The following is a 22,206-nucleotide window of genomic DNA, read 5'->3' on the forward strand; positions in this document are numbered from 1 at the left end:
TACCGGCGGATATTTACTCTACCGACGCCGCTTATTAGATGTTTCATAGGACAGACCGGTAATGGGGCCGGCGTAGTACTCCTCTTCCAAAAATTTTAATACGGAACGTAGCTCCTGACTTTCTTTCGGTATAACGACCTTGTCGACACCATTAGCCTGAGCTATTTGAAGCGGCACATTATGCCCTTGTGCCAGCTGCAGAAGTTGCGCCGGTGTATAATTTGTAAGAATTCCGGAATCCAGAATGTATGCGACCCGTGTCCTAACCCATTGCCCAGACCCACTCTTAAGGTCATCAAGACTCTCTACGCTCACTGTAGGTAACTGTGCTAACGCATCTATGTCTGCCTCGGTAGCAGCTCTGTAATGTTGAGAGATATCTATGATCTGCTTCAGCCACCACATGCTCCTAAACTTAAGGGAACCGGCCATTACGACCGCATGGCAACCTTCACCAATCATCAGGCCTGACTCTGTGTTCTTGGTAAAAGTATCACTGCTCAGACCTTGAAAAATATTTAGCCGGCTTCCCGCAATGCGCTGCGACCAAGGAATTACCTGAAAAACATACATCTGGCTTGCGGCATCGTATCCATAAATGCAATTAACCGTCTCCACGACCCCACTATTGTGCGGTAGGACCGGACAACCCACTGCATTGTGAACGGGATCATAAAGGTACGCTGGCACGTCAAACGGAGCTATCTCCAATATCTCCGTTTCGTCTGGCTTGAAATTCTCTCGCTCAAACGGCACGACCACTAGATTCGGGTCGAGAAGCTCATTCGCATATTGAGTGAACGCTGCGGAAAGGTCCCGCTGCAAAGTTTGTTCGAGGTCCAAACGGTAAACATTTGCACTTCTGGCTATTGCAAAGAAATCCATATCTGCCTCAAGTCTGTATCAGAAGAAAATTTGAAAGCCTGCCTATTGACTTAACATCCTTAACGTCGGTAATCGTATTGCTAGATAGCAAGATGTAGCTAACTCCAGTCTTTGACTCTACCTCATAGAAGTGATAGCCAAGCATAGACAGCACTGGATTGAACGTAAAGGCATGAGCAGTTGACAGAAGGAACACAATCATCAGCAAGACAAACAGCTGTGCACTTACGCTAACCTCCCCGACAGGTGTAACTAACGGAAAGAGATAGGTAACCACGTACGCCACCACCTCATTGTCCATAGTTTTGACACTTGACGCCTCGAAGCTAATCAATGTGGTTTTAGCTTTAGCCACGCGGATAATTGCGTAGCACAATAGAACAAGAACAATTCCGCCAATCACAGCGTAGCACTGTAGGGGTTTGAATCCATTGCGACTAAAGTCGGCTATCGCCCACGTAAGTGAAACGGGAGAAACTGCGGTCAGCGCTAGTAGTAATTTCAAAAAACCGTTAAGCATTTCGCCTCTCTCCGCTATCTATACCGCACTGTCCATAAGTCATTTATCCTAGTGTAAATGACTGACCTATCAGCTCTCGCCTCATGCCCCAGGCGAGCACGACCGGCACCCTGCTAGGCCACAGAGTACTTCTTCCCCAGCGCACATTTATATCGTCCATAACGCCGATCAGGTTCTCGCTGCTCTTGGTCTGCGTGGCAGCGAATAGGTCACTGGTATAGTCGCCGCGTCCGCAAAGGTTAACGAGCATGATTTCCGCTTTGCTGTAGGCGTAACCTTCCTAACCTAAATGTCCGCTTCTGGCCGATTTTTGCCCGTCGTAATCGGCAGTCGTGGATCGACTCCGGTCCGTCAAAATGCGTTCCCCTGCCGGCGGAAAGACGCTCTACTGCGCGTATCTGTCGTGACCTGTACATGTGACGCCCAACAGATCCAACACTCCCCATAAACAAGGTCCAAGCCAAAAAAAAACCGCCCCGAAGGGCGGAAAATGGAGCGTGCTTGTAATCCACTATGGAGTAGCCATCAGCGAACGCCTGGCCTGTGCAGCACGGCAGTGATTTGTTCGGCATCGCTGCCGCTGGACTTTCAGAGTGTGCCGCCAGGAAGTGACGGTTCACTCTATGCGGGTGCGCAAATCGATTAGCGGGCCATCACAAAGGACTTGGACGCTCTCGCCCTAGCACGTCCCAGCGCACCGTAGGCGTAGTACTGCTGAATGATCTGGCAACCCCAGACGGTCAGGGCGTAGATCATGAACACCATCTTGTCGTCGTCCCCCGGGATCGGGAAGAAGTCATAGACGACCGCGATGGCCAAGGCCGCCGCCGTAACCAGCGTATTTAGCAAGGCATGCAGGTGCTCGCCGGCACGCAGCAGTCGCCAGCTGAAATAGACGAGAAAGACCGTGTAGCCGCACCACATGAGCAGGTAGAAATACGGCAGCGGCCCTTGAGCGAAGTCGGCCAGCACCAGCACGAACGTGGCAGCAAAGGTGACGGCGAATATCACGATGTCCTTGGCAACCGACGGCTTGTAGTTATGGGTGACAGCCATCAGGCCAAGCACGGCCACGATCGGAACACCGAAGGCGCGGGAAAAAGCATCGAGGAAGAAGGAGATGCTGTAGCTAGGCTCGAACCCCAGCAGCAGGAAGATCAGCAGATTCGAAGCGGAGAACGCGACGATCAACCATTCGAAACCAAGCAAATAGTTCTTCCGAACCCGCACATATTTGAGGCCGTACACCACGCCGCAAACGATCAAGAAGACGCTGGAAAGCAGCGCAAGAGCTTCCTTAATTTCCATAGCAATAGCCTCTATCAAGTTCTGTATCGATGGATCACTGCGCCACCGGGGCAAGCGCCGCGAGGTAGTGGGCCAGTGCCTGCCGATCGTCCACGGACAGAGCCGCGGCGATAGCCGTCATCGCGCCGGTCGGGTCCTGGCGCCGCCCCTGGGCAAAATCATTCAGCTGCGCCAGCAGGTAGTCGTGCCCTTGTCCGGCCAGCCGCGGGAACTGGTCCTGGCCCAGCAGACCTTCGCCATGACAGGCGGCGCAGCCGCCGTTCGCCGCCAGCTTCTCGCCCTTTGCCTGTAGCGCGCTATCGAACTGGAAGGACCCGTTCGCAGAGGCAGGCTGCTTGGCGAAGTACGCCGACAGGAACTGGATATCGGCCTCGCTCAGGGTCATCGCCAGCGGGCCCATGTTGGGACTGGCGCGCTGGCCACTGGCAAAGCGCTGGAGCTGGGCCGCCAGGTAGGGCGCGGGCTGCCCCGCCAGACTCGGATACTGCTGATGCTGAGAATGACCTTGGCGGCCATGACAGCCGGCGCAGGCGTCGGTCAGACGCGGCCAAGGGCCGGCATCGGCCTCGCTGGCCTCGCTGGAAGTGGCGATGTGGTCCATCAGGCGATAAAGATCGAGAGCATCCCGACCATAAAAAGCCACCAGTCCGGCAATCAGCGCGACGACGGACAACGCTATCAACTTCTTCATCTTTTCCTCCTACGCCTGACGCAGGGCGTTGAGCACCTGCAGGGCGCTCTTGTGCCCCGAACGCACGGCGCCATCCATGTAACCCGCCCAGATGTCGGCGGTCTCGGTACCGGACCAGAACAGGTTGCCGCACGGCGGATGCAGCGCCTCGCCATGGGTCGTCCAAAACCCCGGATGGATGGCCGAAACGCAGGTGATCGACCAGGGGTCGTAGCGCCAGTCATGATCGTGGAAGGCCACCGGTTCCAGCGCCTCGTCGCCCCAGGCGCGGGCGAAGAGCTCCGCCAGGGTGCGCTTGGCTGTTGCATAATCAGAAGGCAGATTGGCGTTGGAGATGAAGGCGTTGATGATGCCGATCTCGCCGGCGGGAGGGGAATTATCCCAAGCCCAGATGATGGGGCCGTTGGACTGGAAGATGTGCCCGTTCAGGCCTTTTTCCCGCCAGAAAGGACGGCGATACACCATGGCGGTCTTGCGTGCCGGAGAGTGCGCGGGCCAGGCACGCTGCAGCGCGGCACGGGCCGCGGGCAAGGCCGGCTCGAACTGCACCTGATTGCACAGCGCGGGATGGATGGCCACGATGACCGTACGTGCGCGAACTAGCCCCTGGTCCGTGTGCAGCGTGACAACCTCGCCATCCCAGCCGGAAATCTTGCGCACCGGACACTTCAAGCGCACCTTGTCGGCCAGCTGCTCGGCCATCCTGGTGCTGAGAATCTGCGAGCCGCCGACGAAGCGCGTGCCTTGCGCACTGTCTTTGATCGAATCGAGCTTTTCGTAGTCGCAGTTGGCCGAATTGATCATGGACAGGTAATGCAGTAGCCCCATCTTGGCCGGGCTTGCTCCACCGGTAAGCGTCAGGGCGGCATCCCAGCCCGAGCGATCCTCGGGCTTGATGTTCTGCGTGGCCAGCCAGTCGCCGACCGAGAGCTTGTCCAGCTCGGCGGCCTTCGGCGATTTCCAGGGCGCCCCCGACGGCACATCGCGGGACATCTCGCTCAGCTTGTGCGCGACGTTCATGTCGGTGCCGAAAGTGCCCTCGAGATCGATCTCCAGCCGACCGTCCCCGCCCAGGATGACCGTGCGCCCTTCCTGGAACTGCGGGAAGGTGCCTACCTCCAACTGGCGCGCGAGGTCCTCCACGGCAGTCTGGCCCGGCCCGATCCATTGCCCGCCGACCTCCGAGACATTGCCGTCTCCCACCTCGTAGTTGAGGGTTCGCCCACCGACCCTGTCCCTGGCCTCCAGCACCACGAAGGACTCGCTGCCCGCTAACTGCAGATCCCGGGCGGCGGTCAGGCCAGCCAGGCCGCCGCCGATGATGGCCACGTCGATCACGCCGTTTGACTGGCCTGAGTCTTCGCTGGCATTGGCCAGTCCCAGTTTCAGGCCGAGGCCGCCCACCGCCGCCGTAGCGCCGGCGAGTTTCAACAATTGCCTGCGCCTCGAATCGAGGCCGGCTTCAACGCTGGGCTTCTTGGACATACTGAGCGCCTCTCGCAGTTGTTAAGGAAGTTCTGAAAAAGCCATTTACCGTCACTCCCGCGAAGGCGGGAGCCCAGGTACTACGGAGGTTCTGGATTCCCGCCTGCGCGGGAATGACGACTACTTCAGCGTTTTCTTAGAGAAGTTGATCCGCCAGCACGAACTTCGGTCCACGCAGCAATTGCGTGCCGAACATCATCAGCCACAGGGGAAATATCAGGACGACCACGACCAGCAGCACATTGGTCAGCACGGCCAGGCTCTGGAAGAAGCCGCAGACGAAGAACAGGCCAAAGCACCAGCCGACGATGCTCAACGGCCACAGAATGGATTTGCCCCAGCCGGCAGTCTTAAGCTGCTTGCCGACAACAAGGCCCCAGAACAGCACGACGGGCCCCTCGCACCACCACAGGCCTTTCTGGCTAGCGGTGGCGATACTGGTCCAGGCGGCCTCGGCGGCGACCTTTGCGGTTTCGCCCCCTTCGGCATGCAGGCTGGCGAGCGGATTGAGCACCGCCAGCTGCAGGCTGGCACCGGCCACCCCGAGGATGACGTAAACGACGATGGCCAGGACCGCCATGTCGCCCAGGGCGCCTGCCCTGTCGCGGAAACTGGCCCAGAAGTAACCGCCGATGATCAGCAGCGGCAGATAGAAGCCGAGGACGTCCGCCAGCATCGACCAGCGGAAGAACTCCCGCACCTGGGCCGAGGCGGTCAACATGTAGCCGCCTTGCAGGGACAGATTCATATCGCCCTGGGTGACCGCCAGCATGAAACCGACATTCAGGTACGCGAAGACTCCACCCAGGATTGCGGCCCAGGCCGTGAGCTGCGCGACCTCTTTCGAGTTGACATTCATTGATTCGGGTTCCAAATGATCGAAGTTGGCCGCCAGGCTCAATACCCGGCGGCGCGACGCGCCCTACTGTTGGTCCATCCGTCCATTCGCTTTGCCGCCCCGAGGGCGAGCTTGACGGCGCACCACTGCAAGGGCTCGGGAAGCGTGGATGGCGTCTTGTGGCGCAACGCGGCCAGCAGCGGATGCTCGATGCCGCCAATCCGCTCGGCGAGCAGCTGCCCCATCAGCGATTGGCTGGCGACGCCATGCCCCGAACAGCCGGCGGTATAGAGAATGTTTTGCTGGGCGCCGGTCTCGCCAACCACTGGCAAAGCGTCGTAGGCCATGCTCACGTAGCCACTCCAGGCCGAGCGGATGCCCAGCCCTCGCAAGGTTGGGAAGCGTTCGTTGAGCGACGTGGCCAAGGCGCGATAGGCAGCCTGGTCCGGCTCGTTCGGCGTCTGCCCGCCATAGGCGTAACCGAGCTGTTTGGTGGTAATAACCAGCGTATTACGAGCCGTCAGGCGGTGGCTCTCCATCGTCCAGTGCGCGGTTATCAGGCCTTCCCTCCCCTGCCACCCCAGCGACGCCAGTTGCGCTGCTGACAACGGCTCGGTCTCTATCGCCGAAACGCGCAGCGGCACGACCTTATCCTCGAGCAGGCCTAGCTGCGGGGTATAAGCGTTGGTGGCGAGCACCAGAAATGGCGCGCTGGCAAAGCCCCGCCGGGTCATGCAGCGGATGGTCTGCCCTGCACTGTAGGACAGTAGCGGCGTGTTCTCGTACAGCTTTACGCCCGCCTCAAGCGCCGCGCGACGCAGCCCCAGCACATATTTGCCGGGGTCCAGGGTGCCGCCATGCTGCTGGGCATAACCGAACAGAAACGCCGGCGGTATCCCGCGCGTGCGCATCTCGGCAGCGCCCAGGAACCGCGTCTGGGAGCCAAGTTCGAGGCCGAGCTTCATAGCCTTGCGGATTTTCTTTTCCTGCGATGGATGCACGGCCACGCGAATGTTGCCCGAGCGGTTGTAGTCGCAGTCGATGCCGAGCTCGTCGAGCCTGCGCTCCACGTAGCTGACACCCTCATCGTAGAAGCTAACGATCTTCCTCGCCTGCTCGATGCCGACACGCTTGAGGAAGAACTCGAACTCGATTCCCAAGCTGCCGCCGAGGTAGCCAGCATTGCGCCCACTGGCACCGAACCCGGCAAATTCCTGCTCAAGGACTATCACCTTGGCGCCGAGAGCCGTCAGCTCCAATGCGGTGGACAAACCGGCGAAGCCGGCACCGACCACGATCACATCGGCGCTGACCTCACCCACCAGCTCCGGCTGCAGGTCGGCCGGCCGCTCCAGCCAGCCGCCGTCGGGACGAAATTGCCCGACTTCACTGCTGGTGCTGTTCTTCGTGCCGCGACGGAATGCTGACATGGCAGGTGCTCCTATCGGCTCAGAATGTGAACGGCCACGGCACCTTCCTCGATGCCGATCAGACCGCCGCCGTTTTCCTGGATCGCATGGCGTGCGCCCTCGACCTGGCGGCAACCGGCTTCGCCGCGCAGCTGGGTGGTCAGCTCGAAGAGCTGGCCGATCCCAGTGGCGCCGAGCGGATGGCCCTTGGATTCCAGGCCACCGGACGGGTTGATCGGAATCCGCCCGCCCACGGTGAAATCACCGCGCTCGGCGCACACCCCGCCCAGCCCCATCGGTGCCAGGCCGAGGTTTTCCGCCTGGATGATCTCTCCCATAGCCGAGGCGTCGTGTACCTCGGCGACATGCATGTCCTGCGGACCGAGGCCTGCGGTCTCGTAGGCCTGTAGCGCGGCCAGGTGGCTGACGTGCTTGTCCGTCTCATCCATGCTGCGCAGGGTGAAGCTGCGGATCACGCTAGCGGCGATGCGCACGCAGCGCTTGGGATCGGCGCCGATTCGCTTGAGGCCCGCCTCGGTGCAGATGATCGCGGCGGCAGCGCCGTCGGTCATCGGGGCGCACATCGGCAGGGTGATCGGATAGGTGATCGGCGGCGCCGCCAGCACCTCCTCGATGCTGAAAGGCTTGCGGAACTGCGAATAAGGGTTGTGCACCGAGTGATTGTGGTTCTTCGAGCACACCGCCGCGATCTGCCGCTGGGTGGTGCCGTAGGTCTTCATATGCCAGCGGCAAAAACCTGCGTAGATGGACATGAAGCGACTGTACGGACGATCGGACTCCGAGCCGGGCGGCGGAGCTATGCCATCGCCCATTTTCGACAGGATCGCGAAGTTTTCCTCGGCGCGGGCGACGTCCCAACCGGCCTCGAACAAGGCGAAGGATTTCGCCTTGTCGGCCACCACCATCTTCTCGCAGCCCAGGGCCAACGCCACATCGGTGGCGCCGGCACGCAGGCTCTGCACCGCCAGATGCACTGCCGTACTGCCGGAGGCGCAGGCGTTCTCCACGTTGTAGGCCGGCACCCCTTCGATGCCGATCTTGCTCATGATCACCTGCCCCGGAATGGACAGCTGGCCCTGCAGCGCGCCGTTGGTGATGCCGGCGTAGAACACCGCGCCGATATCGGCGCGCTGGGCGCCGGAATCGGCCAGCGCGCCGTTGAGCGCCTCCAGGGCCAGGTCCTGGAGGCTGCGATCCGGATGACGGCCGAACTCGGTCATGGCGATGCCGGCGATATAGATTGGTTCCATCAGAAGACTCCTCGACTTCAAATCTGCCGGCTGGCGCCTTGCCAGTAGCGGGCACGCAGGTCCTTCTTCAGCACCTTGCCCACTGGGCTGCGCGGTAGGGACTCGACGACGTCGATCGACTTCGGCGCCTTCACCGAGCCGAGCTTGTCCTTGCACAGGGCGATCAGCGCTTCGGCGTCGATGCTCTGGCCCTCGTTGAGTTCGATGACCGCCTTAACTGCCTCTCCCCACTTCTCGTCCGGCACGCCGATCACCGCACAGTCGCGCACAGCGGGATGACCCCAGAGCACCTGCTCGACCTCGCTCGGATAGACGTTGAAGCCACCCGAGATGATCATGTCCTTCTTGCGGTCGGTGATATGCAGGTAGCCGTCGGCATCCAGGTGACCGATGTCGCCGGTGTGCAGCCAGCCGTCGATGATGGTTTCGGCGGTCTTCTGGGGGTCGTTGTAGTAACCCTTCATGATCAGGTCGCCGCGCACGCAGATCTCGCCGGTTTCGCCCTGGGCGAGGATCTGGTTGTCATCGCTCATGATCTCGAGACGGATCAAGGGATTGGGTCGTCCGACGGAGGACAGCCGCTCATCGCTGGCCACTTCACCGTCGACGAAATGCTCGTCGGGTGGCAGATGGGCGATGGCACCCGGCGCCTCGGTTTGCCCATAGCCTTCCATCATCACCGGGCCGAACACCTCGATCGCCTGACGCAGCTTGTCCACCGACATCGGCGCAGCGCCATAGAGGAAATAACGCAGCGACGAGAAGTCGACCTTCTTATTCAGTTCGGGAATGTCCAGCAGCCGATAGATCACGGTCGGAGGTAGGAAGAACTCGGTGACCTTATAGGCGGGGATGGCGGCCAGCAGCAGCTGCGGCTCCGGCTTGGTGATAATCACCACGGTACCGCCCCGAGCCGTGCAGGGCATGGACAGCATGCCGGCGGTGTGGGTCATGGGCGCCGCCGCCAGGTTCACCGGCCGGCTGCCCGCCGGATATGGCGTGTTGATCATGAAGTGGGCAAAGCTGGTCTGCACACTGCGGTGGGTGTTCATCACGCCCTTGGGCAGGCCCGTAGTACCACCCGTGGGGCCGAGCCAGATCACGTCGTCCGGATCGACAACGACACGCGGGTCGGTGGTCGGCTGCCCGGCCACCAAGCCTTGCAGCGACTCGGTACCCTCCACTTCACCGTCGATACAGATCCACTGGCGGATCTTCGGCAGTTGCGACCGCAGCGCCGCGATGGCTTCGGCGAACTCGCGCTGGAAGAACAGCACCTCGCAGTCGAACGCATCCAGTACGTGGCGGTTTTCCTCGGGCGCGTTGCGCGCGCCCACTGGAATCCAGCACAGGTTGGCGCGCCAAAGGCCCAGCGCGCAGAGCCAAGCCGTCACATCGTTGGCTGCCCAGACCGCGCCCTTGATTCCGGGCGCGAATCCCTTGGCCAGCAAGGCGTTTGCGATGCGGCAGGACATCTCACCCGCCTCGGTGAAGCTAGTGACCTCGCCGTCCTGGATATAGGCAGCGCCGTGCGGATTGATCCGCCAGCCACGGTCGAAGAAATCAATGATTGCCATCGTATTCACTTCACAGCTGGGTGATGGTTGCGCGAGCCAGGCCACGCTGCTCGAGGAAGCCGAGCATGTAGCGATGACCGAACGCCTTGGACGACGAGGCGAAGCCCACCTTGGCGGTGTCATTGTCCAGCAGCCTGGCAGCGGCGGCGGCGTGTAAGGCACCAGTGGCGATATAGGGCGTGATGCCGTGCACGGTGGCCCGCACAGACGCCAGCTGGCCGCGGCCAATGGCGAAATCCACGGTGCGCTGCAGGGTGCTGCGCTCGCGCGGCGGCATGCTCGGCGTTGTCGAATCCACCAGGTTCTGGATCACCTCGTCCTGCTGGTCCTTCGGCAGATGCTTGTACTCGGCCTCCCACTTCTGCCCCAGGCCGTGGACCATCTTCATCACCGGGTTGTCGTAGAAGCCGACGCAGGACATGCAGCTGCGCACGCGACCGTCGTTCTGGAAGTAAATCGGCAGCGAGGTACCGCCCCAAGGCAGGCAGAACACCGACTCAAGCAGGCTGGGGCACACCACGTTGAAGCTGCTATTGGGCGCGTAGGGAACCAGCTCCTTCTCCCACAGGTAGGCACCGGGGTGGCGGAAGCCTTCGAAGATGGTGGCGGTGGAGCCCACGGTCACGCCGGCGGCGCCTACACGCGGGCCACGGGTCAGGGTGGCGGTTTCCAGGGAGTCGACACCGGGGGTCTCCAGGGCCAGCTCGGCGGCGATCTCGGCGAAGCTGTACATATATGCCAGCGACGGAGACAGCAGTAAGCCGGCCTGGCGATACAGCTCGCCGAACTGGTCACGCAGAGCACGGATGTGCTCCTGCTCACCGGCCGGGTCCAGGTAGTGGCAGCCGGCTTTCAGGGCAGCCTCGGCGGTAGTCAGACCGAAATTGACGAAGGGGCCAACGGTGTTGCAGACGACCTTTGCACCCTTGAACACGGCAGTCAGGGCGTCAACCTCGTGAGGACACTCGATGATCTCGTAGGTGGCCGTTTCCAGGGCGACGACGCGTTGCGCCATCATTTCTTTGGCTCGGCCGGCGTTGCGAGCCACAGCCGTGAAGGGGATTTTCTGGTCGATCAGCCAGTCCATGGTCAGCATGCCGGTGTAGCCACTGGCGCCATAGACAACAACAGGATATTTGGCCATTGCGAGTACCTCGTTTTGTTCTTGGATGGTGTCGGATGAAACGAATGGATCAGTTCTGCGCCCAGCCCTCGGCATAGAGCTGCTGTGCCAGCAGCCCCAGGCGCATGGTCAGGATGCGGTTCTCGCCGTCTTCGATAAGGGCGGACTGAGTGTCACGCAGCAGCTTCTCGATCGGGTATTCGAGGGTGGTGCCGTTGCCGCCGAACAGGCGGAAGGCTTCCTGCACCACGGCCAGCGCCTCCTCGGTGACCGTGACCTTGGCCGAGGCGGTGGCGTACGGATGGGTCTGCGGCGACAGGCGGGCGAAACTCAGCGAACGGCGGGCGACGGCGCGAGCGATCTCAACGCGGCGCAGCATTTCGCCCAGGCGCAGGCGGGTCATTTGGTGGTCGATCAGCATGCGGCCGCCCTGGCGGCGTTCGTGGCAGTACTGCAGCGCCATTTCGAAGGCCGCACGGGCGACGCCGGTGAATACCTGGCTCATGTGGGTGCCGGCATAGGACCAGGACGAGCTGACGGCACCGTAATAGCCGTCCTTCTCGGCGATGGCGAAGCGCCGTGGCACGCGCACGTTGTCGAAGTAGATTTCACCCTGGGGCAGCGAGCGCTGACCGATCTTCTCCAGCGGCTTGCCCTTGGAGACGCCCTTGATATCCAGCGGGACGATTACGGCGATGCCATTAGGCAGGCCGTCCTTGGCGTAGAAGCCATCACCGTAGTCGGCACACATCAGGCCGAAGGCGACCTGCGCCACCGCGCCGTTGGATACCCAGGCCGAGCTCTGGCCATTGATAATGATTTCGTCGCCGACCACCTTGGCGGTCAGGTTGCCGATATTGGCCGGCACCCCCGCCGGCCAGTCACGTGCGACATCGAACAACTGGTTGTCGCTGCCGCGGTCGGGCTGCGTAGCCATCCAGCAGCCGATTCGGCCCTGGCACAGCTCGATCAGCTCGGTACTGCCGGCGGCCACAGCCATCTGCAGTGGGAAACCAGCGCAGCCGAGCGAAACGCCGAGGCCGGAATCGCCCCAGCCCAATTCCTCGCCGATCATTGATTCTATGCGCACCGCCATCTCCGGCGGCAGCTCCGCCAGCAAAGCCGGATCCAGCCCCAGCTTGGCGAACTCTGTGAATAGCGAATAGAACGGCGATCCCGGCGCGGCAACCTGATCGGCGCTCATCCGATCCAGTTCACGCCCGAGCGGGCGCAACACTTCCTTGGCGAAGCGGTGCACCGAGGCCTGGATGGCGGCCTCCTCTTCGGTCAGCGGAGTTTCGAAGCCGGACAGCCCGGCAGCCGGCAGAGTCAGGGTGGGCTTGAGGGTAATCATCTGACGCACCTCCTGGAGGCGTTTTGTTGTTTCGCCTCACTCTAACCATGCCCCCACATTTACGCAACAGTTGTTATGCAAATCTTTTGTTATGTAAAAAGGCTTCGAGAGAACCGCTCGTGGAAACGAGGGCTCCGTTGGCAACAAGACAGGGTTAGAGGGAGGCTGACTCGTTAGAACCAGGGGAAGAACGGCGGCATGCTGGACTTGCACGCAAGCATCCGAGACTCAATCGTTCGTATCCAGCGCGTCGACTTCACAGGTCCGTCGGTCTTCAGCAAATTCAGTGGTAACGTCAGCGAACGGGGCGACACGCCGGTTCGCACTTGCAAGCCGTCGAATCGTAAGTTCGCCAGAAATTTCTCTAAGGATTACGAATGACCAGACATCCGTCAGCGCAGGCCCCTATCTAGAGATGCAGCAGTATCGATCCACTAGACTGCTCCGCTTCATACATTTTCATCTCTGCTCAAGGGACTGGTGCTGGGAAACCAACTACCGGGTCGCCCCAGCAGCTGGCTTGGGGCGGACCTGGATAGCGCCATTATGTTTGACCGACGGCCAGCCGGACAGCTGATACCACGCTCTCCTAGCCAGGAACCGACTCAAACTGCCTAACAGGTGGATGGCTCGCCATATCGTGATCGCAGCGAGTGAGTTGATGCACGAGGCCCTTAAGTTCGTCGAGGTGATTTTCGTACAGGCCACGCGGTGTCGTACCGAGCTTTTTGCATAGGGCAGCCGCAGCGGCGACTGCAACGCCATGCTGCGCGCCGTTGCCCATGAGCTTGGTGGCAGAGCCGGCGACATGCGTGACACTGATGTGCTTCCCCGCCATCATCAGGTTCTCGATGTTAGCCGAGTAGAGGCAACGGAACGGGATCTCGTATGACTCCTTGTCGCGTGCATCAAAGATCCAGTCTTTGAGACGGAAGTTGTACTTGCCCTCGCCAGGCTCCCACGCGCAATGAATGCAGAACGATCCGTCATTGGCGATCAAGGTGTCGGGGAATTGCTTGTGGTCGCGGATGTCGGTCTCCGTGAGGACGTAGTCACCGAGATACCGTCTGAACTCGCCTTGCGCAGCGACATGGGCGATCCACTCCAGTTCGAGATTCGCGTACTTCTCGGGCTCAAGTTTTTTTACATTCGAGAACGTCCCATAGAGCGCCCGAAGTAGATAGTCGCGAATATGTTCTCCCTCGACATAGGGGTCGAGCCACTGACCATATTCCCAGAAATGGGTCGCTGGGAACGTATCGGTGGATCTGCCAAACCTGAACTCTGGTGTATCCGGATTAGCTCCGGCCTTCGGGCCAGGACCGTTCTCGACGCCAGCCTCAACCAGCTGCCCACTAAGGTTTGCGTAGTCCTTTGATACTTCCGTCGCCCAGGGGACCTCCGGAAACGGAGCTGGGTGTTCAGCCATCCGTGTACGGAAGAACAGCGTGTTGCCATGGTGCATGGCATCACCGATCTCAGGCGCATAGGGCTCGTTGAAAGCTGACTTTGCCTCTCGTCCGAACATGGTCTGTGCCCTTGCGAGAACGCCCAGCATTGCCGTGCCAGTACAGTCAATGAACACGGCGCCTCTGAAGCAGCGCTCATGGCCGCCGCGTGCCTGAACGGCATTGACCGAGACGATCCTCGCGCCCTCCGTGGCGACTGCGACAGTCCGATGTTCGAGGAACACCGTCGCGGTCGGCTCAGCTTCCAGCATTGAAAAGGCGATCAGGTCGCCATCAGCGGTTCGCGCAGACAACTCCTTGAGCAGGGCGCCCTGAGTACCACGCGGCATCAAACCAATCTCTTTGCTTGCATTTCCGCCAAGAACTGGGCGGTCATGAATCAGCGCAACGCGCTGACCGAGACGCGCGGCGGCGAGTGCTGCCGCACAACCGGAAATGCCGCCGCCAACGACAATGACATCGTACTCTCCCGCTTCGACCGGCTTTTCCGGAAGACCGCGCAGCGCCCTTCGCCAAGATTGGCTGGCCTCATTAACGTCGTTTGGCGGCGGCACTCCATCCATACAGAGATAGATTGCATCACAGCGACCGTCGAATCCTGTGAGGTCGTGTAACGCCAAGGCCACATCGCCGTGCGGAAGCGAAACCTTTCCGGCGGTCTGTCAGGACCACTCCTGACCGTTCGCGCCGAACTCCGTTTCGAGCAAAGTGCCGTTGATCGACAGAGCGAACCGGCCGGGATGGTGCGCAGGCACCCAATCCTTTGCGCGCACCCACACCTCGTACTCACCAGCATCGGCGATAGCGACAACCGTGGTCGCATCGGGCACCGGGCGACCAAGGCCATGGGCAAGCAGGTAGGGAGAGCCCATCACCGTTTCAAACTGGGAATCGAGGACCCAGCCACCGTAGCTATCGAAATCTTCGGCTTCGATCAGGATTCCTGATGGCAATTGGGTGTGTTCTACATTGCTCATTGTTCTGACTCTGTTTGTTGGTATTGCCACCAGCCAGTCGACAACTCCTGATACCACCCATATTCAGGCCGTCGCTGGCGTTCGCTTCTTTAGGGTGACGGGCCTACTGGAACCAAGGGTAGAAAGGCGGCATGTTGGATGCTTTGGCGGAGAACCGTGGAGGCCGCTTCTCGCGGAACGCCTGGACCCCTTCACGACCATCGGCCTGACTGGTATAGAACATGGCCAGCGATTCCACCTCATGCGCGGCGAAGGGATACGCCTGCGCGCTGTTTCGCCAGAGCATCTGGCGCATGAGCCCGATCGATACCGGCGAACGGTCCTTGACCAGCGCAGCGGCGAAGGCGCGAGCCTCGTCCACCAGCGTTTCGGCGGGAAATATTGCTCGGATCAGCCCCTTCTCCAGCGCCTCGTTGGCGTCGAAGATCTCGGCCCGATAAAACCACTCCAGCGCCTGCTCCAAGCCCACCAGGCGCGGCAGAAACCAACTGGAACAGCCCTCGGCGGTGACGCCGAGCTTGCCGAATACGAAGCCGAAGCGCGCCCTGTCGGAAGCAAAACGGAAATCCATGGGCAGCAACATGGTCGAGCCGACGCCGATCGCCGCACCATTGACCGCACCGATGATCGGCTTCAGGCAGTCGTACATCGCCAGCGTCACCCGTCCACCGGTGTCGCGCACGCCCTGCAGGATCTCCGGCGTGTCCCGACGTTGGCGCACGTCCTCTAGCGTAGGAGTCAGGCTCTCATCCAGACCGAAGACATTGCCGTCGACCGAGAGATCCATGCCCGCACAGAAGGCTCGGCCATCCCCGGTCACGACGATGGCGCGCACGGCATCGTCGCCACTGGCCCGCCGGTAGGCGTCGGCCAACTCGCTACACATCTCGACGGTGAAGGCGTTCAGTTGCTCGGGTCGCGACAGGGTGAGCAGCAGAATCCCGTCGTCACCCACCTCATAGCGGATCGTCTTATAGGACATGGGCGCTCTCCTGCGTCAGCGCCGCGCCACGAGCGATGGCCTGGCGGCAGTCGTTCACCATGCGCTCGACAAGTTCGGCACAGCTCGGCACGTCAGTGATGAGGCCGATGCCCTGCCCTGCCCAGAGGAGGCCACCATCCACTTCCCCGCCCTCCAGCGCGGCACGCCCGCGCGCACCCGCGACCAAGGCCTTGATGTCCTCGAACGTCGCTCCCGGGCGTCGTTCGATCGCCATCACTTCATCCGAGACGGCATTGCGGAACACTCGCCCCGTGTTACGGAAAGCGCGGAAGATGAGATTCGTATCCAGTTCGCTGCCCGCTGCGACCGCGTCCTTGATAGCGGCGTGGACCGGCGCTTCCTTCGTCAACATGAAGCGCGTGCCCATGTTGATGCCTTCCGCGCCGAGCATCAGCGCCGCCGCCATGCCGCGGCCATCGGCGATGCCGCCCGAGGCGAGGATCGGAATCCGCAAGGCCTCTGCCGCCGCCGGTATGAGAACGAGGCCCGGCACATCATCCTCGCCGGGATGACCCGCGGCCTCGAACCCATCGATACTGACCGCATCCACGCCCACCCGCTCGGCCGACAGGGCATGACGGACGGCGGTGCACTTGTGGATTATCCTGATGCCGGCGGCCTTGAATCGCTCGACGAATTCGGCGGGACTGCGCCCCGCTGTCTCCACTATCTTCACACCGCTTTCGATGATGGCCGTCACGTAGTCCGCATAGGGTGGCGGCGCGGTGGTCGGCAGGACGGTGAGGTTCACGCCGAACGGCTGGTTAGTCATGGACCGGCATCGCGCAATTTCCGCCGCCAGCGCGTCAGGCGTTGGCTGGGTCAGCGCCGTCAGTATTCCGAGAGCACCGGCGTTGGAGACCGCACTGGCCAGTTCGGCACGACCGACCCACTGCATCCCACCCTGAACGATCGGGTACCGCGTACCCGTCAGCTCGGTAATTCTTGTACGCATGAGAACCCCTTCGAACCGTCATGAAAAAGGACCTCGCAGATGCAATTGAGCGATCCGAAGCCCCGTGACTGCGCAGCAAAAGATCGACGCGCAAAATTAACGTAACATACGTTACTTTAATTTTGCATGTTCGCCATTTGCAAGAAAGCCCATCCAGAGACCAGCAACGGATTCAAAATGGCGAAGAGATTCACCCGGCTGGGGGCGGTGAGCCGACCGACTCGGCACCCGCTCGGATTACCGACAGGCTCATGTCGTAGTCAATTGGGGCCGCTGTGGCATGCGGGCACATACCACGACGCAAAGGCTTTTGACGCCCTGCCCGGCTGCCGCCTATTCCCGCCTCGTGTCTTGCACGGCGCGGTAACGACCCGGACTCATGCCGGTCCATTGGCGAAAGGCCCGATGAAACGCGCTGGGCTCCTGAAAGCCGCAGCGAATGGCGATTTCACTGATGCTCAGGCTGCTTTCGTTCAGATAGTCGAAAGCCAGTGCCTTGCGCACCTCATGCTTGAGCACCTGATAAGAGAAACCCTCGCGCTCCAGTTGCCGGCGAAACGCCGACTCGCTCATGGCCACGTCCAGCGCCATCTGGGTCTGTGACGGCCAGTCCAGCTCGGGTGAGGCCTTCAGGCGGCGATACACGCCAGCCGCCAGCCCGGCTCGATTGCGAAAACGCACCACCACCCCTTCAGGTGCATGGCGCAGGAACTGCTTAAGGCTGGCGAAATTGCGCACCGTCGGCAGAGACAATTGGGCGGAGCTGAACTCTACCTCGGTGTGGGGCGCATCGAACTCGATCCAAGGCCCCCACAGCAGCGGATCGGCACCATAAGACGGTTGTGGATGGCCGAACTGGGTGTGATCCAGGTTGATCCGGCGCCCCACCAGCCAGCAGGCCATGCCGATCACCATGCTCAGGTAGATTTCCTCGGCGACGCTGCGTATGGCCTGATCCTCGATGCGATTCTGCAGCACGATGGCAACATGACTGCCACGCGGCTCCAGGTGCGCGTGGATATCCCGCAGGAACAGATTGAAGCCGGACAGGCACTGGCGCAGCGCTCGCCCCAGATCCGGCTCGTGCACGATGCTGCGGCAGATGATGGCGAAGGCGCCGCGGGGCATGCCACCCGAGTCGAAGGCGAAGAACTCGTCGCCCAGCTCCGCGGTGAGCAGCAGCCATAACCGCGCGACCGCCTCGGCCGGCACCCGCTGCGACGGCACGTCGAGACAGGCGGGATCGATGCCGGCCGCGCGCAGCAGCTCATAGGCGCGTTGCGGTGCGTGGGCCAAGCGGTGCATGGCTGCCTTGACGAAATAGGCAGCCACCGAATCGCCCTTGCGCATGGCTCGCTCGTGAGCGCTGCCCGTATTAGAGGTTTTCATAACGCATGGTATGTCCAAATCCGTCATCCAAGGCTGCGCAATTCTGGCATAGGAGACGGCCGTCCTCACGCCCTAGACTCCCGGCCATTGTGCTATCGGACCAGGAGTTTCTCGGATGAGCACATCCGAAATATTCGTTGTCAGCGCGGTACCCACCGCCATTGGCAGTTACGGCGGCTCTCGGAAGAACACCCCGCCGACAAAACTCGCCACGCTGTTCAGTCTCACCGCCCTCGAACGGGCCATGCACATCGGTGGCGGCCAGGGCATCGCCGTCATCCTCGAACGCGTCTGGCGGGGCCGGTCGGGCAATGCGTCAGCACCCAACCCACGATAAGGGTTCTGCGCACCCGACCGGCTCCCTCGGCGCGTCTCGTCGTCGTTGCCGTGGCATTCCGCTCCCGAACATCGCCTTCTGAGGGATTGCAACATGAACACAGCCAAGTGCATGGAGCCGACCTCACGTCCCGCCGGAACCGGCTCGCGCTTCGAGCGCAACCGCCTCAAGGCCCTGGAACTGTTTGCCCAACGCGGTTTCGCCCAGGTCAGCCTGCGGGAGCTGGCCAGTCATCTCGAACTGACCGTCGGCTCGCTCTATAACCACTGCGCCTGCAAGGAGGAGCTGCTCCAGGAGTTCATCGAAGAGCATTACATGGCGCTGCTGTCGCTGTTCGACCGTCACCACCAACGCGAGTCGGCCAGTGCGCCCCTGCAGGAGGTGATACAGAAACTCATCGGCCCCGAACGCACCAGCGTTGCGACCCTGGAGCTGTTCGAACACATGCCGCTGCGGCTCTCACGCTACCCGCTGACCGAGCGGCAGCGCTACGAGGCCTTTGTACAGCTGTTGACGGCCACTACCCCCTTGTCGACCTAGGAGAAACGACCATGAGCAACTACCAAGCGCCCTTGCGCGACATCCACTTCATCCTCACTGAGGTCTTCGATGTCGGCCGGCAATGGGCTGCCCTGCCAGGGCTCGCCAACAGCCTGGACATGGATACCGCCCAAGCCATCCTGGATGAGGCCGGAAAGGTCACTGCGGGGATCGTCGCCCCGCTCAACCGCAGCGGCGACGAGGAAGGCTGCAGCTGGGACAACGGCGCGGTGAAGACCCCGACCGGCTTCCCCGAGGCCTACCGAACCTACGCTGAAGGCGGCTGGGTCGGCGTCGGCGGTTCGCCGGAGTTCGGCGGCATGGGCATGCCCAAGGTGATCGGCGTCCAGGTCGAGGAGATGGTCACGCCGCCAGCCTGTCCTTCGGCCTCTATCCGATGCTGACCGCCGGCGCCTGCCTGTCGATCCTCAACCACGCCAGCGAGGCACTCAAGGCGCAGTATCTACCGAACATGTACGAAGGCCGCTGGGCCGGCTCCATGTGCCTGACCGAGCCGCACGCCGGCACCGACCTGGGTATCATCAGAACCCGCGCCGAACCCCAGGCCGACGGCACCTACAAGGTCAGCGGCACCAAGATCTTCATCACCGGCGGCGAGCACGACCTGACCGAGAACATCATCCATCTGGTGCTGGCCAAGCTGCCGGACGCCCCGGCCGGGCCGAAAGGCATCTCGCTGTTTCTGGTGCCGAAGTTCCTGGTCAATGCCGACGGTTCGCTAGGCGAGCGCAACGCGGTGAGCTGCGGTTCGATCGAGCACAAGATGGGCATCAAGGCCTCGGCCACCTGCGTGATGAACTTCGACGGTGCCACCGGCTACCTGATCGGCGAGGTGAACAAGGGCCTGAACGCCATGTTCACCATGATGAACTACGAGCGTCTGGGCGTCGGCATCCAGGGCCTGGCCCTGGGCGAGCGCAGCTACCAGAGCGCCCTGGAGTACGCTCGAGATCGCATCCAAGGCCGCGCGTCGACCGGCCCGCTAGCAAAAGATAAAGTAGCCGACCCGATCATCGTGCACCCGGACGTGCGTCGCATGCTGCTGTGCATGAAGGCGCTGAATGAGGGCGGTCGCGCCTTCTCCAGCTACGTCGCCCTGCAGCTGGACATAGCCAAATACAGCGAGAACAAGGAAACCGCTAAGCGCGCCGAGAAACTGGTCGCGCTGCTCACGCCGGTGGCCAAGGCCTTCCTCACCGACATGGGCCTGGAGACCACCGTGCACGGCCAGCAGATCTTCGGCGGCCACGGCTATATCCGCGAATGGGGCCAGGAGCAGCTGATTCGCGACTGCCGCATCACCCAGATCTACGAAGGCACCAACGGCATTCAGGCGCTGGACCTACTGGGCCGCAAGGTTCTCGCCGATGGCGGCAACGCGCTGGACGAGTTCCTCGGGGAAATCCGTCTATACGCCGAAGAGCCCGGCGTCGAGCACCGCGATGCGCTGCTGGCTGCCGTACAACAGCTCGAGGAGTCCAGCGCCTGGGTACGTGACCAGGCCACGCAGGATCCTCGCCAAGTGGGCGCCGCCTCGGTGGAATACCTTCACCTGTTTGGCTACGTCGCCTATGCCTACGTCTGGTCGCGAATGGCCAGTGCGGCAAAGGCCAAACAGGCCTTGGACCCGGACTTCTATTCGGCGAAGCTGGCCACCGCATGCTTCTTCTTCAAACGCATTCTGCCGCGCATCGAAGGGTTGAACGCATGCATACGCGGCGGCGCTGACAGCCTCTACGAACTGGATGCCGATCAGTTCTAGCAGTCTCTCCACGGGGCCGGTTCGACCTGCCCCGTGACCAAGCTGAGCGTTCGCGCGGCACAAGCCGCGCTTTTTTGTCCTATTCCAATCCTGAAGTCGCTCCTTCGCCGAAGTCACGACAACGTTGAAATGTAGGTTGATCTCCATCGCTTGGTGGGTTACACGGCGCGCCAGGATGGAATGTCACGACACTAGACAGTTCTAGCGGCCAGCATTTCTTGGATCTTCTGAGTGGCCTCGCGGGTCCTGCCGGCGAGCTTCTTCACCTCGTCGGCCACCACGGCGAAGCCACGGCCCTGTTCGCCGGCGCGGGCGGCCTCGATGGCGGCATTGAGCGCGAGCAGGTTGGTCTGGTCGGCGATGCCCTTGATCACGCTCACCACCTGCGAAATCTGCTCGTAGGTGGCCTGCATGCCAGCCTGCTCGCGTACACGAATGGTCTCGGCGAGCCGTTCGTCAGAGATGTCACGCACGGCACCAATGATGCGGCAAAGCTTGCCATCGCAACCCAAGACGCCCTGCCCCCTTTCCCGGAACCACACCTCGCCCCTACTCTTGTGCCTCATCCGATACTCGACCGAATAAGGCGAGGAAATATCGCCGATGCGAAAGTACTCGGTCACCACCGCCACGACCCGATTTAAGTCATCCGGATTGACGATCGAGTAGTAGCCTTCCAGGTCGTTCTGGAAGTCCCGCTCCGAGTAGCCCAACAAATCGCGGAACTGCGGCGACCAATGCAGTTGGTTATTCGGGTGTGCCGGGTCTCCATCGAAGATGACCATCTCCCAACAGACCTCCGTCAGCACATTTCTGGTCACTTCCCAGGCCCGCTCCCGTTCTGCGCAGGCGGCCAGTCGCTCGTCTAAGGCATGCAGCTTGTGCCGGCCCTCTTCGACCTCACCCCGCAGTTGCCCCAGCTCGTAGTGAGCGCTCTGCAGGCACTCGCGCAATTCACCGACCGGGGCACTATGGTCATCGAGCGGGGTCGTCACTGCAGCGGCCTCGGCCTGACGACCAAGCCAGCGTTCCAGGCTAGCGAAGCTATGCAGCAGCTCAGGATAGCGACCGATCAGATCGTTCCGATATGATGTCTGGGCCGGCTGACCGCTTAACAGCAACGATATTCTTAGGCTGACTTCCTCAGCCAAACGCTTCGTTTTTCTTCCGGCAAACATAAGCCCTCCGGTCTAGACAGTCGTCAAAAAGGGCCGAGCGTCGAATGACGCCAAGGCCCTAAAAAAGGCTTCGGTCGATCGCGACGCGGCCTGCGCCGGCGGCGGTCGTAGCCT

The 22,206-nt window shown here is 61.5% G+C and carries 19 protein-coding genes and 1 pseudogene; 3 read left to right on the top strand and 17 right to left on the bottom strand.

The features are described 5' to 3' along the window. Positions 1 to 18 precede the first annotated feature (18 nt). The 16 genes from NAV33_RS12890 to NAV33_RS12960 form a co-directional block, all read right to left on the bottom strand. Entirely contained in the window at positions 19 to 885 is an 867-nt protein-coding gene (locus NAV33_RS12890) for a Kiwa anti-phage protein KwaB-like domain-containing protein (protein ID WP_255980611.1), read from the bottom strand. A gap of 563 nt (positions 886 to 1,448) precedes the next feature. Further along, on the bottom strand, positions 1,449 to 1,655 hold the full coding sequence (locus tag NAV33_RS21520) for a DUF4113 domain-containing protein (RefSeq protein ID WP_423836666.1): 207 nt from the start codon (positions 1,653 to 1,655) through the stop codon (positions 1,449 to 1,451). 392 nt (positions 1,656 to 2,047) lie between these two features. Further along, positions 2,048 to 2,713: a hypothetical protein gene (locus NAV33_RS12895; RefSeq protein WP_255980613.1), complete on the bottom strand. Its 666-nt coding sequence runs from the start codon at positions 2,711 to 2,713 to the stop codon at positions 2,048 to 2,050. A 34-nt stretch (positions 2,714 to 2,747) separates the two neighbouring features. After that, entirely contained in the window at positions 2,748 to 3,404 is a 657-nt protein-coding gene (locus tag NAV33_RS12900; protein ID WP_255980615.1) for a c-type cytochrome, read from the bottom strand. A gap of 9 nt (positions 3,405 to 3,413) precedes the next feature. Continuing rightward, positions 3,414 to 4,889, bottom strand: coding sequence for a flavin monoamine oxidase family protein (locus NAV33_RS12905; protein ID WP_255980617.1), 1,476 nt, complete (start codon positions 4,887 to 4,889; stop codon positions 3,414 to 3,416). Positions 4,890 to 5,025: 136 nt separating this feature from the next. Then, on the bottom strand, positions 5,026 to 5,748 hold the full coding sequence (locus NAV33_RS12910; RefSeq protein ID WP_255980619.1) for a hypothetical protein: 723 nt from the start codon (positions 5,746 to 5,748) through the stop codon (positions 5,026 to 5,028). Positions 5,749 to 5,786: 38 nt separating this feature from the next. Then, entirely contained in the window at positions 5,787 to 7,157 is a 1,371-nt protein-coding gene (locus NAV33_RS12915) for an NAD(P)/FAD-dependent oxidoreductase (protein ID WP_255980621.1), read from the bottom strand. An 11-nt stretch (positions 7,158 to 7,168) separates the two neighbouring features. Beyond that, the gene (locus NAV33_RS12920; RefSeq protein WP_255980623.1) at positions 7,169 to 8,407 is read right to left on the bottom strand and encodes a thiolase family protein; all 1,239 of its coding nucleotides are present in this window, start codon (positions 8,405 to 8,407) and stop codon (positions 7,169 to 7,171) included. Between the two features lie 17 nt (positions 8,408 to 8,424). Beyond that, positions 8,425 to 9,984 (bottom strand): AMP-binding protein, encoded by a 1,560-nt coding sequence (locus NAV33_RS12925; protein ID WP_255980625.1) that lies wholly within the window; start codon positions 9,982 to 9,984, stop codon positions 8,425 to 8,427. A 10-nt stretch (positions 9,985 to 9,994) separates the two neighbouring features. Next, positions 9,995 to 11,128: a saccharopine dehydrogenase family protein gene (locus tag NAV33_RS12930; protein ID WP_255980627.1), complete on the bottom strand. Its 1,134-nt coding sequence runs from the start codon at positions 11,126 to 11,128 to the stop codon at positions 9,995 to 9,997. 49 nt (positions 11,129 to 11,177) lie between these two features. Continuing rightward, on the bottom strand, positions 11,178 to 12,461 hold the full coding sequence (locus tag NAV33_RS12935; RefSeq protein WP_255980629.1) for an acyl-CoA dehydrogenase family protein: 1,284 nt from the start codon (positions 12,459 to 12,461) through the stop codon (positions 11,178 to 11,180). Positions 12,462 to 13,050: 589 nt separating this feature from the next. Continuing rightward, positions 13,051 to 14,550 carry an FAD-dependent oxidoreductase gene (locus NAV33_RS12940; RefSeq protein WP_255980631.1) on the bottom strand — a complete coding sequence of 500 codons (1,500 nt, stop codon included), beginning with the start codon at positions 14,548 to 14,550 and terminating at the stop codon, positions 13,051 to 13,053. Positions 14,551 to 14,592: 42 nt separating this feature from the next. After that, entirely contained in the window at positions 14,593 to 14,907 is a 315-nt protein-coding gene (locus NAV33_RS12945) for a hypothetical protein (RefSeq protein ID WP_255980633.1), read from the bottom strand. 103 nt (positions 14,908 to 15,010) lie between these two features. Continuing rightward, positions 15,011 to 15,889, bottom strand: coding sequence for a crotonase/enoyl-CoA hydratase family protein (locus NAV33_RS12950; protein ID WP_255980635.1), 879 nt, complete (start codon positions 15,887 to 15,889; stop codon positions 15,011 to 15,013). Then, positions 15,879 to 16,865 (bottom strand): NAD(P)H-dependent flavin oxidoreductase, encoded by a 987-nt coding sequence (locus NAV33_RS12955; protein ID WP_255980637.1) that lies wholly within the window; start codon positions 16,863 to 16,865, stop codon positions 15,879 to 15,881. The genes NAV33_RS12950 and NAV33_RS12955 overlap by 11 nt, the downstream gene beginning before the upstream one ends. A 333-nt stretch (positions 16,866 to 17,198) precedes the next feature. Next, positions 17,199 to 18,215: an AraC family transcriptional regulator gene (locus tag NAV33_RS12960; protein ID WP_255980639.1), complete on the bottom strand. Its 1,017-nt coding sequence runs from the start codon at positions 18,213 to 18,215 to the stop codon at positions 17,199 to 17,201. 154 nt (positions 18,216 to 18,369) lie between these two features. Between NAV33_RS12960 and NAV33_RS12965 the strand changes: the two genes are divergently transcribed. The 3 genes and pseudogenes from NAV33_RS12965 (at position 18,370) to NAV33_RS12975 (ending at position 20,914) form a co-directional block, all read left to right on the top strand. Next, a complete protein-coding gene (locus tag NAV33_RS12965) occupies positions 18,370 to 18,591 on the top strand; it encodes a hypothetical protein (protein ID WP_255980641.1) in 222 nt (73 codons plus the stop codon). 93 nt (positions 18,592 to 18,684) lie between these two features. Further along, positions 18,685 to 19,131, top strand: a complete 447-nt coding sequence (locus tag NAV33_RS12970; protein WP_255980643.1) for a TetR/AcrR family transcriptional regulator — start codon at positions 18,685 to 18,687, stop codon at positions 19,129 to 19,131. 11 nt (positions 19,132 to 19,142) lie between these two features. Then, a pseudogene (locus tag NAV33_RS12975) lies at positions 19,143 to 20,914 on the top strand (acyl-CoA dehydrogenase C-terminal domain-containing protein). A 191-nt stretch (positions 20,915 to 21,105) separates the two neighbouring features. Here NAV33_RS12975 and NAV33_RS21430 read toward each other — a convergent pair. Beyond that, positions 21,106 to 22,092 (bottom strand): methyl-accepting chemotaxis protein, encoded by a 987-nt coding sequence (locus tag NAV33_RS21430; RefSeq protein WP_272887343.1) that lies wholly within the window; start codon positions 22,090 to 22,092, stop codon positions 21,106 to 21,108. Positions 22,093 to 22,206 lie beyond the last annotated feature (114 nt).

The organism is Stutzerimonas stutzeri (assembly GCF_024448715.1).
Classification (GTDB): Bacteria; Pseudomonadota; Gammaproteobacteria; order Pseudomonadales; family Pseudomonadaceae; genus Stutzerimonas; species Stutzerimonas stutzeri_AR.

What these genes read in the sequence shown, in the direction of transcription:
- NAV33_RS12890 (WP_255980611.1), bottom strand. Translation starts at nt 885, where the DNA reads ATGGATTTCTTTGCAATAGCCAGAAGTGCAAATGTTTACCGTTTGGAC.
- NAV33_RS21520 (WP_423836666.1), bottom strand. Translation starts at nt 1,655, where the DNA reads ATGCTCGTTAACCTTTGCGGACGCGGCGACTATACCAGTGACCTATTC.
- NAV33_RS12895 (WP_255980613.1), bottom strand. Translation starts at nt 2,713, where the DNA reads ATGGAAATTAAGGAAGCTCTTGCGCTGCTTTCCAGCGTCTTCTTGATC.
- NAV33_RS12900 (WP_255980615.1), bottom strand. Translation starts at nt 3,404, where the DNA reads ATGAAGAAGTTGATAGCGTTGTCCGTCGTCGCGCTGATTGCCGGACTG.
- NAV33_RS12905 (WP_255980617.1), bottom strand. Translation starts at nt 4,889, where the DNA reads ATGTCCAAGAAGCCCAGCGTTGAAGCCGGCCTCGATTCGAGGCGCAGG.
- NAV33_RS12910 (WP_255980619.1), bottom strand. Translation starts at nt 5,748, where the DNA reads ATGAATGTCAACTCGAAAGAGGTCGCGCAGCTCACGGCCTGGGCCGCA.
- NAV33_RS12915 (WP_255980621.1), bottom strand. Translation starts at nt 7,157, where the DNA reads ATGTCAGCATTCCGTCGCGGCACGAAGAACAGCACCAGCAGTGAAGTC.
- NAV33_RS12920 (WP_255980623.1), bottom strand. Translation starts at nt 8,407, where the DNA reads ATGGAACCAATCTATATCGCCGGCATCGCCATGACCGAGTTCGGCCGT.
- NAV33_RS12925 (WP_255980625.1), bottom strand. Translation starts at nt 9,984, where the DNA reads ATGGCAATCATTGATTTCTTCGACCGTGGCTGGCGGATCAATCCGCAC.
- NAV33_RS12930 (WP_255980627.1), bottom strand. Translation starts at nt 11,128, where the DNA reads ATGGCCAAATATCCTGTTGTTGTCTATGGCGCCAGTGGCTACACCGGC.
- NAV33_RS12935 (WP_255980629.1), bottom strand. Translation starts at nt 12,461, where the DNA reads ATGATTACCCTCAAGCCCACCCTGACTCTGCCGGCTGCCGGGCTGTCC.
- NAV33_RS12945 (WP_255980633.1), bottom strand. Translation starts at nt 14,907, where the DNA reads ATGAGCAATGTAGAACACACCCAATTGCCATCAGGAATCCTGATCGAA.
- NAV33_RS12950 (WP_255980635.1), bottom strand. Translation starts at nt 15,889, where the DNA reads ATGTCCTATAAGACGATCCGCTATGAGGTGGGTGACGACGGGATTCTG.
- NAV33_RS12955 (WP_255980637.1), bottom strand. Translation starts at nt 16,865, where the DNA reads ATGCGTACAAGAATTACCGAGCTGACGGGTACGCGGTACCCGATCGTT.
- NAV33_RS12960 (WP_255980639.1), bottom strand. Translation starts at nt 18,215, where the DNA reads ATGCGCAAGGGCGATTCGGTGGCTGCCTATTTCGTCAAGGCAGCCATG.
- NAV33_RS12965 (WP_255980641.1), top strand. Translation starts at nt 18,370, where the DNA reads ATGAGCACATCCGAAATATTCGTTGTCAGCGCGGTACCCACCGCCATT.
- NAV33_RS12970 (WP_255980643.1), top strand. Translation starts at nt 18,685, where the DNA reads ATGAACACAGCCAAGTGCATGGAGCCGACCTCACGTCCCGCCGGAACC.
- NAV33_RS21430 (WP_272887343.1), bottom strand. Translation starts at nt 22,092, where the DNA reads ATGTTTGCCGGAAGAAAAACGAAGCGTTTGGCTGAGGAAGTCAGCCTA.